Below are 14,350 nucleotides of genomic sequence, written 5' to 3' on the forward strand. Positions count from 1 at the left end.
CAACGTACAGATGACTGTTGAGCTAATCGCACCAATCGCAATGGACGAAGGTCTACGTTTCGCGATCCGTGAAGGTGGCCGTACAGTAGGTGCTGGTGTTGTTGCTAAGATCTTCGACTAATTCATAACGAATTAAACGAAATCTTGCACTCTTCTTCTTTATGAAGAAAGCGCATCGAGAAAGGGAAGCTTAGGCTTCCCTTTTTTATATCTAAATTATATTTGGTTATAAGTGTTCGTAGGAAATACGTTAATTTTTTAATTTAAAAACAGAATATTACCGGCTATATTTTTCAACACCTTTGGTCGTAACACCTAACTCTCTGATCTTGGCCTACTGTCACCAAATCTATATAACAAAATATTCTGAGCAGACCTATCAATGCGACTGGTAACAAGAATTATTCTTGTTTATATTGGTTGCTACAAGTTAATTTAATAGGTTTTTGAGTATGTACGTTTGTCTTTGCCATGGGGTCTCCGACAAGAAAATTAGGAAGTTGGCGATAGATGAAGGCGTAACGGATATTAAAGGAATCAAAAAATGCACAGCATTGGGTAGCCAATGTGGTAAGTGCATCAGACAGGCCAAGGATATTTTAGCGGAAACCAGTTACACGGTATTCAAACAAGCTAGCTAATTACTGTGAGCATGCAGTAATTAAGTAATTATTTGCCTAGCGTTTTGACACCTTCTCATTTGCTTCTACATTTAAATGAAGCTAAAGAGGAGGTTTTTGTCATGAAAGGCGATCCAATCATCATCCAACATCTCAATAAAGTGCTCGGAAATGAGCTCATCGCTATTAATCAGTATTTTCTTCATGCTCGAATGTATAAGGACTGGGGGTTAAAGCACCTAGCAGATAAGGAATATCACGAATCTATCGATGAGATGAAACATGCCGATCATCTGATTGAGCGTATTTTGTTTCTTGAGGGCTTACCGAATCTACAAGATTTAGGCAAGTTGATGATAGGTGAAGACACTAAAGAAATGCTCGAGTGTGACTTAAAGCTTGAAATGGCCGCCATTCCAGATTTAAAAGATGCGATTGCCTATGCTGAAGACATTCGAGACTATGTGTCTCGCGATCTGTTTCAAGATATTCTTGAAGATGAAGAAGAGCATGTTGACTGGCTAGAGACGCAACTTGGCTTGATTGAAATGTCTGGCATTGAGAACTACCTCCAAGCGCAATACGTAGACGAAGAGTAATAACGTCCAGGATTTTGCGCACTTCAATTGTAAGAAGAAAAGAGCACCTGACTCGAAAATCAGGTGCTTATCCCCGCTATCTGGTCTAATCTCTTTTATTATCGGCTTTTTAAGGATATTGCTCGCAATCTTGCCTATGAAGTTTGATTTCTATCCGATAGAATTTATGCCCCCTTACCTAAAAATAAAAAAGAGAAACGTCCATGTCTGAAGACAATCGCCAAGCAGCCACTCCAGAAGAAGAACATCGCCAAAAAGCATTGGATTACCATGCTTATCCAACTCCAGGGAAGATTGCTGTCGAATTGACAAAGCCTGCGGAAACGGCGGGTGATCTTGCCCTTGCTTACAGCCCAGGTGTTGCAGAACCAGTGCGTGAAATCGCACAAAACCCTGATAACGTGTACAAGTACACAGCGAAAGGCAACATGGTTGCTGTTATTTCTAACGGTACCGCTATCCTGGGTCTAGGTAACCTAGGTCCACTTGCATCTAAGCCAGTAATGGAAGGTAAAGCGTTACTGTTTAAACGTTTTGCAGGTCTTGATTCTATTGATATTGAAGTTAAGCACCGCACGATCGATGAATTTGTTGATACTGTTGCAAGCATTGCAGACACCTTTGGTGGTATCAACCTTGAAGATATTAAAGCACCAGATTGCTTTGAGATTGAAAAGCGTCTAATTGAGCGTTGTGATGTACCAGTATTCCACGATGATCAGCACGGTACTGCGATTGTAACGGCAGCAGGCATGCTGAACGCGATCGAACTTCAAGGTAAGAAGCTTGAAGACTCAACGATCGTTTGTCTTGGCGCTGGCGCTGCAGCTGTTGCGTGTATGGAGCTGCTGATTAAATGTGGTGCAATGCGCGAAAAAATTTACATGCTGGATCGTAAAGGTGTAATCCACACTCGTCGTGATGATCTTAATGAATACAAGCAGCTATTCGCAAACAACACGGACAAACGCACATTAGAAGACGTGATTGAAGGCGCGGATCTGTTCCTAGGTGTATCTGGTCCAAACCTATTGCCAGCGGAAGCGTTGAAGCTGATGGCAGATAAGCCAATCGTATTTGCATGTTCGAATCCAGATCCTGAAATTAAGCCGGAACTTGCCCACGCTGTTCGTGATGATTTGATCATGGGGACTGGTCGTAGTGATTACCCGAACCAAGTAAACAACGTATTGTGTTTCCCATTCATCTTCCGTGGTGCTCTTGATGTGCGCGCAAGTGAAATCAATGATGAAATGAAACTTGCAGCCGTTGAGGCGATTCGTGAGCTAGCAAAAGAGCCTGTACCTGAAACTGTATTGAAGGCCGCAGGCGTCGATAAGCTTGAGTTTGGTGCAGACTACATCATTCCAAAACCAATGGACTCACGTTTACTACCACGTGTTGCAAAAGCTGTGGCTCAGGCGGCAGTTGATTCAGGTGTTGCTCGTATCGAGATGCCTGAAAACTACATGGCAGAGTAATATATCTATTAGATGTGATGTACAAAAAATGGGACGCAATCGCGTCCCATTTTTTATGTCATTCTTTTGGATCGAGATAAGAGTTGCTATCTGAAGCCTCCAGTCTCGCTTTTTACTCTTCGTCAAACGACTCAAATTCGATGCCCATTTCGGTCATCAGTGCTTTTACTTCTGTTGGAATATCATCTGGACGGTCTTTACGAAGGTCTTCATCTGTTGGAAGTGGCTGACCTGTATACGCGTGCAAAAATGCTTCGCATAGTAATTCACTATTGGTTGCATGGCGTAAGTTATTGATCTGACGGCGAGTACGCTCATCAGTTAGCACTTTTAAAACTTTTAGCGGGATAGAGACGGTAATTTTTTTTACTTGTTCGCTTTTTTTGCCGTGCTCTGCATATGGGCTAATGTATTCGCCATTCCAGTCAGCCATTGCACACCTTCATTTATGTAATCGGTTAAAAATAATTTAGGTGCTGATTTTAGCTGCATTTACCGCCATAAGCAAAGACATATGGACGTCTAGAAGTGTTGACGTCTCATTTTTTGACGAGTAAAGTGAACAGAACAGCAAAGGAAGCGTGTTGATCACTTTATTTCACTCATTAGATATAGCGCATTCCTATTTAGAAGTCATTACCCGTGAAAGGATACACCCATGAGCTCTCGCAAACCTGCGACCATTGCAGTACGCACTGGTATTGAATCAGACAGCCAATATCACGCTGTCGTTCCACCTATTTATCTTTCCACTAACTATGGTTTTCCTGCTTTTGGTGAAGTACCTAAGTATGATTACACGCGATCTGGAAATCCAAACCGCGGACTGTTGGAAAGTGCGTTATCTGAACTCGAGTCTGGAAAAGGAGCGGTTGTCACGAACTGCGGTACGTCGGCATTAAATTTATGGGTATCCGCTTTTCTTGGCCCTGATGATCTCATTATTGCTCCTCACGATTGTTATGGCGGCACCTATCGTCTTTTTAATACCCGAGCCAACAAAGGCGATTTTAAGGTTCAGTTTGTCGATCAATCAGACGAGCAAGCTTTGGATGCCGCATTAGCACAAAAACCAAAACTCATTTTGCTAGAAACTCCGTCAAACCCTCTGGTTCGCGTAGTGGATATTGCAGCTACCTGTGAAAAAGCGAAACAAGTCGGCGCGTTAGTTGCGGTGGACAATACCTTTTTGACACCCGTGTACCAAAAACCTTTAGAACTAGGTGCGGATTTTGTTATCCACTCCACAACGAAGTACATCAACGGTCATTCAGACGTGATTGGTGGCGTGATCATCACCAAAACAGAAGCGCATGCAGAAGAGCTTGCATGGTGGGGAAATTGCATTGGTGCGACTGGCACACCTTTCGATAGTTATATGACGTTGCGAGGCATTCGTACACTTGGTGCTCGCATGCGAGTGCATGAAGAGAGTTCACAGCATGTACTGGCTTATCTCCAAAAGCAAGCGTTAGTTAAAACCATTTATCATCCAAGCCTGCCGGAGCACCCAGGTCATGACATTGCTAAAAAGCAGCAAACTGGTTTTGGCTCTATGTTGAGCTTTGAGTTTGCCGGTTCGTTTGAGCAGTTAAAAGTGTTCGTTAAAGAGCTCCAACTGTTTTCATTGGCTGAGTCATTAGGTGGAGTTGAAAGCTTGATTTGTCATCCGGCATCCATGACGCATCGCGCTATGGGAGAGGAAGCACTTGCAGAAGCGGGGGTGTCGCATCAACTATTGCGTTTGTCTGTCGGCTTGGAAGATGCACAAGATCTCATCACAGATTTAGAGCAAGCATTCGCTAAAGCTGCCCAACAATAGGAGACGATAATAATGACTTTACAACGTCAGCTGCATAAGTTTGGTGGCAGTAGCTTAGCAAACCCAGAATGCTATTTACGCGTTGTGGATATTCTTAAGGAGTATTCGACGGAAAATGATCTTGTGGTCGTCTCGGCGGCAGGAAAAACCACTAACCGCTTGATTGAGTTCCTGGAAGGGCTAGACAAAGATGGCCGAATCGCGCATGAAGCACTTCAAAGCCTAAGGCAGTTCCAAACGGAGCTAATAGAAAACTTGTTGGAAAATGAAGTACAAGAAGAACTATTAGCGTTACTGCATGATGAGTTCAGTACCTTATCTGAGCTGACAGCACCACTCACTGGCGCGCAAAAAGCCGCGGTACTAGGACACGGAGAAGTTTGGTCTGCTCGCCTATTGGCCGCGTTATTATCTCAACGTTCTATCCCCGCTGTTGCACAAGATGCACGAGCGTTTTTACGTGCGGAAGCCGGGACTCAACCTGAAGTTGATCGCGCTCGTTCATATCCTTTGATAAAAGAAGTTCTCGCGCAACACAATCATAAACGTGTGGTAATTACTGGCTTTATGGCTCAGAACGAGGCGGGCGAAACCATTTTACTTGGTCGTAATGGCTCTGACTATTCTGCAACTGTCATTGGTGCTCTGGTTGAAGTGAGCACAGTCACCATTTGGAGTGACGTTGCCGGTGTCTATAGTGCCGATCCGCGTTTGGTGGCAGACGCGTGTCTGTTACCGTTACTTCGATTGGATGAAGCCAGCGAACTCGCCCGTTTAGCCGCCCCAGTCCTACACAGTCGTACACTTCAGCCTGTGGCGCAAAGTACTATGGATCTCAACCTCAAATGTAGCTATCTGCCGGAATCGGGCTCTACTCGTATTGAGCGTGTCTTGGCGTCTGGCCGTGGCGCTAAAATTATTACCTCGCTGGATGATGTTTTATTGGTGCAGCTGTCTTTCATGCATGGGCACGACTTCGAAAAAACACAGAATGATGTATTACAAGCGTTGCAGCGAGCGCAATTGGAGCCATTGGCATTTGAGGCACAGCCCGATCAACACACGTTGCGCTTGGCTTACACCGCGGAAATCGCCGGTGGTGCATTGAAACACTTGCAAGAGCTTGCGGTAGAGGCAGAAATTAAGCTAAAAGAAGGTTACTCGCTCTTAGCTGCGGTAGGTGCAGGCGTTACGAAAAACGCCAATCATTGCTTTGGCTTTTATCAGAAGCTAAAGCACTCTCCGGTAGAATTTATCTCTGAAACAGACTCAGGGCTGAGCCTAGTCGCTGTTTTGCGCCGTACTGATACCGAGGCGTTGGTTCAAACGATTCATAGCCAGTTGTTCCAAGCGCAAAAGCGCGTGGCAGTGGCTTTATGTGGCAAGGGTAATATTGGTTCTAGTTGGCTAAATTTATTTGCGACGCAAAAAAGTGAGCTCGAAAAACGTCATGGTATGAGCTTTGATCTTGTCGCGGTTGTGGATAGCCAAACCTATTGGTTCGATGAGCAAGGTATTGAGGCGGTGAGTGTTGCTGAACGATTTGATGATGAAAGCATAGCAAACAATGGGGATTGGCTGGCACGTTTGGGAGCGCTTAAAAGCTATGATGAAGCCGTCGTGCTTGATGTTACCGCGAGTAAAGAGTTAGCTCAGCGCTACGTAGAAATCGCACAGCAAGGCATTCATTTGATTTCCGCTAACAAAGTGGCCGGTTCCGCAGATAGTCAGTACTACCATCAGGTTCAAGATGCATTCGCTAAAATTGGTCGTCATTGGCTATACAACGCAACGGTTGGTGCTGGGTTACCGATAAACCATACCGTGCGAGATCTTCGTGAAAGTGGGGATGAAATCGTCGCTCTATCGGGTATTTTCTCGGGGACGTTATCATGGTTATTCCAACAGTTTGATGGTTCTGTGCCATTTAATGATTTAGTCGATCTTGCTTGGCAGCAAGGGTTAACCGAACCTGACCCTCGTTCTGATTTAGATGGCTCCGATGTAATGCGTAAGTTAGTCATCTTGGCTCGAGAATCGGGCCTAGATATAGAACCAGACAGCGTTAAAGTTGAGTCTTTGGTGCCAGAAGAATTAAGAGAACTGAGCTTAGATGATTTCTTCGATAATGGAGCGTTGTTGAGTGAAATACTTCAAGAGCGTCTGACAAAAGCACAGAGAAACGATCAAGTGCTTCGCTATGTGGCGCGTTTAGAAAAAAATGGTAAAGCAACGGTGGGAGTCGAAGCGTTATCTCGTGAGCACGCGCTCGCCAACTTATTGCCATGCGATAACATTTTTGCCATAGAGAGCAAGTGGTACAAAGATAACCCTCTGGTCATTCGAGGACCAGGCGCAGGCAGAGAAGTGACAGCCGGCGCTATTCAATCCGACCTCAACCGATTGGCTGGTTTATTTTAAAGTTGCGATTGACCTAAAAACCCTGGAATTAATCCAGGGTTTTTTATTCCCCTATCAGTGCCATACTGAAGTCATAACCCGTGCAAAATGGTGAGATGATGCTCAAGTAGAAACTTGAACTATCTTCATTATTAACTTGAGAAAAATTCATAATTACAAGGTTGACATTAAATCGTATTCAATACATTCTGTAGACATATAGACGTCTAAACGTCGATTTTAAGGATTTGTTTTCGTGGCGGAGTGCCGCAGGGAGAGTAAGATGGGATATACGCACGCAGGCCATATCGACGCCTTGAACCAGAATATTGCTGAGTTATCAGATAACATCAATGTATCGTTTGAGTTTTTTCCGCCAAGCAGCGCTAAGATGGAAGAAACACTTTGGAATTCAGTGCACCGTCTTAAAACGCTTCAACCTAAATTTGTTTCTGTGACTTACGGTGCGAACTCCGGCGAGCGTGACAGAACACACTCCATCATTAAAGAAATTAAAGCAACAACCGGATTGGTTGCCGCTCCCCATCTCACTTGTATTGATGCGACTCGTGAAGAGTTGATTAATATTGCCGATGATTATTGGAACAATGGTATTGAAAATATCGTCGCTCTGCGTGGTGATATTCCTCCAGGTGGCGGTGCGCCTGATATGTATGCCTCGGATTTGGTTGAGCTGCTGAAATCACGCCACGATTTCGATATCTCCGTTGCTGCATTCCCTGAGGTTCACCCTGAAGCTAAAAGCGCTCAGTCTGACTTATTGAACCTAAAACGTAAGGTAGATGCAGGTGCAAACCGTGCTATTACTCAGTTCTTTTTTGACGTTGAGTCTTACCTGCGATTCCGTGACCGTTGTGTCGCAGCAGGAATTGACGTAGAAATTGTGCCAGGAATTTTGCCTGTATCGAACTTTAAGCAAGCTTCTCGCTTTGCGGCACAGAACAATGTGAAAGTACCAGGATGGATGAGCAAACAATTCGATGGCTTGGATGATGATCCGGTGACTCGCCAGCTTGTAGGAGCTAGCCAAGCTATTGATATGGTGCGTGTACTGAGTCGTGAAGGGGTTAAGGATTTTCACTTCTACACACTAAACCGTGCAGAGATGACTTACGCGTTATGCCATACGTTGGGTGTTCGTCCTCGCGCAGTAGTCGGTACGTAAACCTAGTTTCAAAAAGATAAAAGGCTTGCCAAATGGCAAGCCTTTTTCGTTTTATCAAAGCAAAAGGAGTTTAACCAATCACTTCAAGTTCAGTTAGAACTTCTTCTGCCCAAGTGATCCACGTTTCACGTAACAGTAGGTTACGACGAAGCGTTAAACGCTCTAGGCGAGCTTGTTTGTCTAAAGTTGACGGCGTTGCGTAGTAAGCCGCTTCAATTTCTTTGTAGTGAGAAACCAGTTTGCGAGACTCTTCAACCAGTTCGGCGAGTTGATCACGGAAAGGTGTTGATGGTTGAACGGCACATGCCATCAATTTCGCTGAAAATTCATCACGAACAGTCGGGTGTGCAGTTGGTTGATCAAACCATTCTCCTAAAGCGCTGCGACCAGCATCTGTGATGGAGTAAACCTTACGGTCTGGTTTGCCTTCTTGGGGTTCTAATACGCAAGTAACCAGCTCTTTCTCGGCCATTTTATTGAGTTCACGGTACACTTGTTGGTGGCTTGCTTTCCAGAAGTAACCGATGCTAGCAGAGAATTCTTTAGTGATATCGTAACCGGTTGCGTCGCGAGTGCTAAGAACAGTTAAGATTACGTGTGGTAATGACATGTCTTCAATCCAAATGGTCAATAAACTTGTAAACAAGCTACTTATACTTTCAGCTGTGCTCTTTCTGGCACTTGAGTTTTTTAATGTATAAGTAGCACCAACAATGTTGGTCCTGTCACCTTAAAGCCGTTTATCACCTAGAAAGATGGGGAGTCCCATCATGGCTGGAGCAGGTATGATTGGATTTATGAGCTCTCAGCAGGCAAGTAGTATATAAATAATAAGCATGAAGTGGAATAGTAGGACAAAATTACCCTAAAAAACTAACATAATAATCAATAGTGTTAACTTGTGGTTTTTTATTCTTTTTGTGTGGTAATTTTTGGGTTTTTTGTAGTTTATTAAACTGCCTTTTGGTTGTGCAATTATCCAGCGCCAAAAAAAAGCTGAGCACTTGCTCAGCTTTTTTATTACAAATGAAGCGATTAGCCTGTGTTGCGCATGCCAGCTGCAATACCAGCAATTGTCACCATTAGCGCTTCTTCTAGGTTTGCAGATGCTTCTTCGGTTTGGCGTGTACGGTATAGCAACTCGGCTTGTAGCATGTTCAATGGCTCAACGTAGATGTTGCGCAAGCGAATCGATTCGAGTCCCCAAGGGTCATGCTGCATCAAGTTTTCGTTGTTCTCTACATTCAGTACTGCTTTGATATCTTCTTGAAGCTGAGCGCGAAGCTTTTCACCGAGTGGACGGAGTGATTCATCCACCAATCGCTCATCGTAATAGCGAGAAATATCGATATTACACTTCGAGTACACCATTTCTAACATGCCAAGGCGAGTCGAGAAGAACGGCCATTCACGACACATCTCTTCGAGCAGCGCTTGGTGACCTTTATCGATCGAGTATTGAATCGCTTCACCCGCACCTAACCATGCTGGAAGTACCAAACGATTTTGGCTCCACGAGAATATCCACGGGATTGCACGTAAGCTTTCCACTCCGCCCTTCGGATTACGTTTTGCAGGACGAGAGCCAAGTGGCAACTTACCGAGCTCGAGCTCTGGTGTCGCTTGACGGAAGTAAGGCACAAAGTCAGGCTCGCCGCGAACTACGTTGCGATAAGACTCGCAGCTAACTTCTGATAGCACTTCCATTAAGTCGCGCCATTCTTGTTTTGGCTCTGGTGGTGGCAATAGGTTGGCTTCTAGAATCGCGCTCGCGTAAAGGTTAAAACTGTTTACAGCGACGTCTGGGAGACCGAGTTTAAAGCGGATCATCTCGCCCTGTTCTGTTACGCGCAAACCACCTTTCAAGCTTTTTGGTGGTTGAGACAGAAGTGCAGCGTGTGCTGGCGCGCCACCGCGGCCTACTGTACCGCCACGACCGTGGAATAGAGTCAGTTCAACACCTTCTTCTTCCGCCACTTTTACTAACGATTCCATCGCATGGTACTGAGCCCAGCCTGCAGACATGACACCCGCATCTTTCGCTGAGTCAGAGTAACCAATCATGACCATTTGGTGGTTTTGGATAAAGCCACGGTATAGGTCGATACCCATCAGCTGTTTGATGACCGATTCTGCATTGTTCAAGTCGTCTAGCGTCTCGAATAACGGGCAAACATCCATACGATATGGGCAGCCAGCTTCTTGCAGAAGTAGGTGGACTGCTAACACATCTGATGCAGTGCGTGCCATAGAAATAACGTAGGCACCGAATGCTTCACGCGGTTGTGCTGCAATAATCTTACAGGTGTCCAAAACCTCTTTGACAGGTTCTGATGGTTCCCAATCACGAGGCAGAAGAGGACGTTTAGATGCGAGTTCGTTGGTTAGGAAAGCAATCTTATCTTGCTCGCTCCATTGTTCGTAATCACCAATGCCTAAGTAGCGGGTTAATTCAGACAATACGTCTGAATGACGCGTGCTCTCTTGGCGGATATCAAGGCGAACAAGATGAATACCAAATGCTTTTACGCGGCGCAATGTATCTAGTAGAGAGCCATTTGCGATCACACCCATGCCACATTCATTTAGCGACTGGTAACAGGCATACAGAGGTTCCCAAAGTTGCTCGACTTTTTGCAACGGAGCTTTAACGGCCAGTTTTTGACCGTGGATCTTAGCATCGAGAATATCTTTGGTTTCGTTCAATAGTGAGCGAAGTTGTTTCAGGATCGCACGATATGGTTCGTGCTGATCTTCGCCAGCAAGCTCACGAACTTGGTCGTTTGAAACCGTCATAGACAGTTCACTGATCAACTCGTTGATGTCATTGAGATAAAGATCTGCGGCTTTCCAACGAGAAAGAAGCAATACTTCACGCGTCACGCTATGAGTGACGAACGGGTTACCGTCGCGGTCACCCCCCATCCAAGAAGAGAAGTGCACAGGGCGCGCATCAATTGGTAAACCTTCACCTAGGTAAGACTTCAGACGATCATTCATTTCACGTAAGAAGTCTGGCACCGCTTCCCATAGTGAGTTTTCAACGACTGCAAAACCCCATTTTGCTTCATCCAGCGGAGTAGGGCGCTGTTGTCGAATTACGTCTGAATGCCAGCTTTGCGCGATCAGTTGCTCTAAACGACGCTCGGTTTTCTTGCGCTCTTTAGAAGAAAGATCACTCAATTCCAACTTTGATAAGCACTCGTTGATCTTGACCAACTTGTTGATCATCGTGCGACGCGTGATTTCCGTTGGGTGAGCCGTCAAGACCAATTCAATATTCAGATCACGAACCGCTTGCGCAGTGTCCAGTTTGCTCACATCGTTTTGTACCAGTTTAGAAAACAGCGAGTTAATCGCGTCTGGTTCACAAATGTGCTCTTCACAATGGCGTGAAATCGTGTGGTATTGCTCAGCAATATTGGTGAGATTTAGAAATTGGTTAAACGCACGGGTAACGGGCGTTAGTTGCTCATCAGGTAAATGTTTGATTTCTTCGATCAAGCTGTCCCTGTCTGCTTGATTTCCTGCTTGAGCTGATTTGGATAATTTACGAATGGTTTCCACTTTCTCGAAGATTTCTTCGCCATGGGCATCGCGAATGGTGTTACCCAATAGGTGGCCTAACATGCGCACATTACTTTTGAGTGCGGCGTATTTCTCGTTCATTGTCGTCCTGCCTCGTAAAAAAACTACATCCATTGTCCTTGTTAAGACTCCAATCTAGCGAAAAGCACCAGTTATAGTCAAATAAAGCAGACTAAGTTTGCAATTATTCCGCGGTCTCCTGATTTAGAGCAAATTTACGGCAGCTGTAGAATAAGAAGTGAAAATTAATTACAAAATAACAAGTTAAAGAAGTGTTAAGGCTAGCGCTAAATTGTGAAGATAAAAAGATGCAGCTCAATCGAGCTGCACTGACTTTTGAGTTTATTCGTGTATTAACAGCAATACTTGACCATTGCCTTTGAAAGCACATCAATTGTGGGATCGATAAAATCAAATGAGAGAAACTCATCCGGTTGGTGCGCTTGGTCAATTGAACCCGGGCCAAGAACTAAGGTTGGACAGAGCTGTTGTAAGAAGGGCGCCTCAGTACAGTAGTTCACGGTTTCTGAACTGGTTTGGCAGATCTCTTCAACACCACCGATAAATGGGTGGTCATGTTGGCATTCGTAACCCGGAATTGGTTCATGTAACGGAATTATCTCCAAGCGTCCAAGCCACTTTGCTTCGACTTCTTTTAATGCTCCGCGCAGCATATTTTCTAGGCCATCCAGGCTGATCCCTGGTAGTGGGCGAACATCATAGTGCAGCTCACAGCAACCACAAATACGGTTAGCGCTGTCACCGCCGTGAATGTGTCCAAGGTTTAGGGTAGGGCTTGGAATGGCAAAACCCGGATGGTGGTATTCTTTCACCAATTTATCGCGCAGTTGCATCATGGCAAACATCACTTCATGCATGATCTCAATCGCGTTAACGCCTAAGGCAGGATCGGATGAATGGCCTGACTTACCCGTGACCCGAATTGCATTCGCCACATGACCTTTGTGGCCGCGAATAGGAACGAGGCTGGTAGGCTCACCAATAATGCAGTAATCCGGCTTAAAAGGGGCGTTTACGGTGAAATGTCGTGCACCCAACATGGTGGTTTCTTCGTCACAAGTGGCTAATACGTATAGCGGCTTGGTCTGCTTGCTCCAGTCGACTTTTTTGACGGCTTCGTAAATAAAGGCAAAAAAGCCTTTCATGTCTGCCGTGCCTAAACCGTAAAAGCGGTTGTCTTTTTCAGTCAGCTTATGTGGATCAAAGTTCCATCGCCCTTGATCGAATGGCACGGTATCACTGTGGCCAGCAAGTAAAAGGCCGCCTTCACCCTCTCCCATACGTGCAATCATATTGTGCTTGCCTGGCTCCACCTCGATCACTTCAACGTTGAAGCCCAGATCTTTAAACCAAGATGCGAGTTTTTCGATGACTTTTGCATTGCCCTGATCCCAGCTCGGATCCGTGGAGCTGATAGAAGAGGTGCTGATGAGTCCTTCATAGACCTCTAGAAAAGTTGGTAATTGCATGGATTCTTCAAATCTCCTGTTGACAGACAGACCACAAAAATGTAAAACACATATTAAATCATTTTTAATGAATAAAAAATCAAAATAAAGCAAAAATTAAATATGAATAGTCATTTGAGCCTTTAAGTATATGGATGTCACACAATGCTAAAAACCACGATTATTGGAGCCAGCGGTTACACCGGCGCAGAGTTAGCGTTAATGGTTAATAAACACCCACAACTCACGCTATCAGGTTTATACGTTTCCGCCAACAGTGTTGATGCAGGAAAGAATATTGCGCAGCTGCACGGTAAGTTAGCAGGCATCATTGATATTCCGGTCTCGCCACTAACGGATCCACTGCAAATCGCTCAAGAATCGGATGTGGTGTTTTTAGCAACGGCTCATGAGGTGAGCCACGATCTAGCCCCAACTTTCTTGGAGGCAGGCTGTCAGGTATTCGATTTATCGGGGGCATTCCGCGTCCAAAGTGAAGGTTTTTACAACACCTTTTATGGCTTCGAGCATCAACATAATAACTGGCTAGATAAAGCTGCATACGGTTTAGCAGAGTGGAACCAGGAATCAATTAAAACTGCTCCCTTAGTCGCTGTAGCAGGTTGCTACCCGACTGCTTCGCAGTTAGCCATCAAACCTCTACTCGAAAATGCATTAGTGGATACCAATCAATGGCCTGTCATTAACGCGACCAGCGGTGTATCCGGAGCTGGGCGTAAAGCTTCTATGGTGAACAGTTTCTGTGAAGTGAGCTTGCAACCTTATGGTGTATTTACTCATCGTCACCAACCAGAAATTGCTCAGCACTTAGGTTGCGATGTGATTTTTACTCCTCACTTAGGCAACTTTAAACGCGGCATTCTTGCCACGATCACCATGAAGCTAGCATCAGGCGTTACAGAGCAACAAGTCGCTCAAGCATTTGAACAAGCTTATCTAGGAAAGCCTGCCGTGCGTTTAAAAGGCGATAGCATTCCACGTATTCAGGATGTCGAAAATACCCCTTTCTGCGATATCGGCTGGAAGGTACAAGGTGAACACATCATTGTGATTTCAGCCATCGACAATCTACTCAAAGGTGCATCAAGTCAAGCGATGCAATGTCTCAATATTCATTATGGTTACCCAGAACTGACAGCGTTGCTGTAGTCGTTGAAAGAGGGA

11 protein-coding genes and 1 pseudogene are annotated in these 14,350 nt (G+C 45.0%); 8 read left to right on the top strand and 4 right to left on the bottom strand.

Going from position 1 to position 14,350, the window contains the following annotated elements; all coding sequences use genetic code 11:
• From L3V32_RS23350 to L3V32_RS23365, 4 genes and pseudogenes are all read left to right on the top strand, one after another.
• Positions 1-121: pseudogene (locus L3V32_RS23350) on the top strand (elongation factor Tu); the annotation flags it as partial.
• 331 nt (positions 122-452) lie between these two features.
• Positions 453-641: a (2Fe-2S)-binding protein gene (locus tag L3V32_RS23355; RefSeq protein ID WP_031780493.1), complete on the top strand. Its 189-nt coding sequence runs from the start codon at positions 453-455 to the stop codon at positions 639-641.
• Between the two features lie 101 nt (positions 642-742).
• Complete coding sequence (bfr, locus tag L3V32_RS23360) at positions 743-1,219, top strand: bacterioferritin (RefSeq protein WP_005395745.1); 477 nt, start codon at positions 743-745, stop codon at positions 1,217-1,219.
• Positions 1,220-1,422: 203 nt separating this feature from the next.
• Positions 1,423-2,700 (top strand): malic enzyme-like NAD(P)-binding protein, encoded by a 1,278-nt coding sequence (locus tag L3V32_RS23365; protein WP_006742766.1) that lies wholly within the window; start codon positions 1,423-1,425, stop codon positions 2,698-2,700.
• Positions 2,701-2,812: 112 nt separating this feature from the next.
• Here L3V32_RS23365 and metJ read toward each other — a convergent pair whose 3' ends face one another.
• Complete coding sequence (gene metJ / locus L3V32_RS23370) at positions 2,813-3,133, bottom strand: met regulon transcriptional regulator MetJ (protein ID WP_005381353.1); 321 nt, start codon at positions 3,131-3,133, stop codon at positions 2,813-2,815.
• A gap of 225 nt (positions 3,134-3,358) precedes the next feature.
• Between metJ and L3V32_RS23375 the strand changes: the two genes are divergently transcribed.
• From L3V32_RS23375 to metF, 3 genes are all read left to right on the top strand, one after another.
• The gene (locus tag L3V32_RS23375; protein WP_237285351.1) at positions 3,359-4,522 is read left to right on the top strand and encodes an O-succinylhomoserine (thiol)-lyase; all 1,164 of its coding nucleotides are present in this window, start codon (positions 3,359-3,361) and stop codon (positions 4,520-4,522) included.
• Positions 4,523-4,534: 12 nt separating this feature from the next.
• Positions 4,535-6,943 carry a bifunctional aspartate kinase/homoserine dehydrogenase II gene (locus L3V32_RS23380; protein WP_237285352.1) on the top strand — a complete coding sequence of 803 codons (2,409 nt, stop codon included), beginning with the start codon at positions 4,535-4,537 and terminating at the stop codon, positions 6,941-6,943.
• A gap of 262 nt (positions 6,944-7,205) precedes the next feature.
• Positions 7,206-8,108 carry a methylenetetrahydrofolate reductase gene (gene metF, locus L3V32_RS23385; protein WP_237285353.1) on the top strand — a complete coding sequence of 301 codons (903 nt, stop codon included), beginning with the start codon at positions 7,206-7,208 and terminating at the stop codon, positions 8,106-8,108.
• Between the two features lie 70 nt (positions 8,109-8,178).
• On the opposite strand, the gene L3V32_RS23390 is transcribed toward metF, so the two are convergent.
• The 3 genes from L3V32_RS23390 to argE form a co-directional block, all read right to left on the bottom strand.
• On the bottom strand, positions 8,179-8,718 hold the full coding sequence (locus L3V32_RS23390) for a PadR family transcriptional regulator (protein WP_005395734.1): 540 nt from the start codon (positions 8,716-8,718) through the stop codon (positions 8,179-8,181).
• A 425-nt stretch (positions 8,719-9,143) separates the two neighbouring features.
• Positions 9,144-11,777, bottom strand: a complete 2,634-nt coding sequence (ppc, locus tag L3V32_RS23395) for a phosphoenolpyruvate carboxylase (protein WP_109170362.1) — start codon at positions 11,775-11,777, stop codon at positions 9,144-9,146.
• A gap of 272 nt (positions 11,778-12,049) precedes the next feature.
• Complete coding sequence (gene argE, locus L3V32_RS23400) at positions 12,050-13,186, bottom strand: acetylornithine deacetylase (protein ID WP_237285354.1); 1,137 nt, start codon at positions 13,184-13,186, stop codon at positions 12,050-12,052.
• A 144-nt stretch (positions 13,187-13,330) separates the two neighbouring features.
• Here argE and argC point away from each other — a divergent pair, with 144 nt between their 5' ends.
• Positions 13,331-14,335 (top strand): N-acetyl-gamma-glutamyl-phosphate reductase, encoded by a 1,005-nt coding sequence (argC, locus tag L3V32_RS23405; protein WP_237285355.1) that lies wholly within the window; start codon positions 13,331-13,333, stop codon positions 14,333-14,335.
• Positions 14,336-14,350: the final 15 nt, after the last annotated feature.

The organism is Vibrio sp. J2-4, assembly GCF_021728155.1.
GTDB lineage: Bacteria > Pseudomonadota > Gammaproteobacteria > Enterobacterales > Vibrionaceae > Vibrio > Vibrio diabolicus.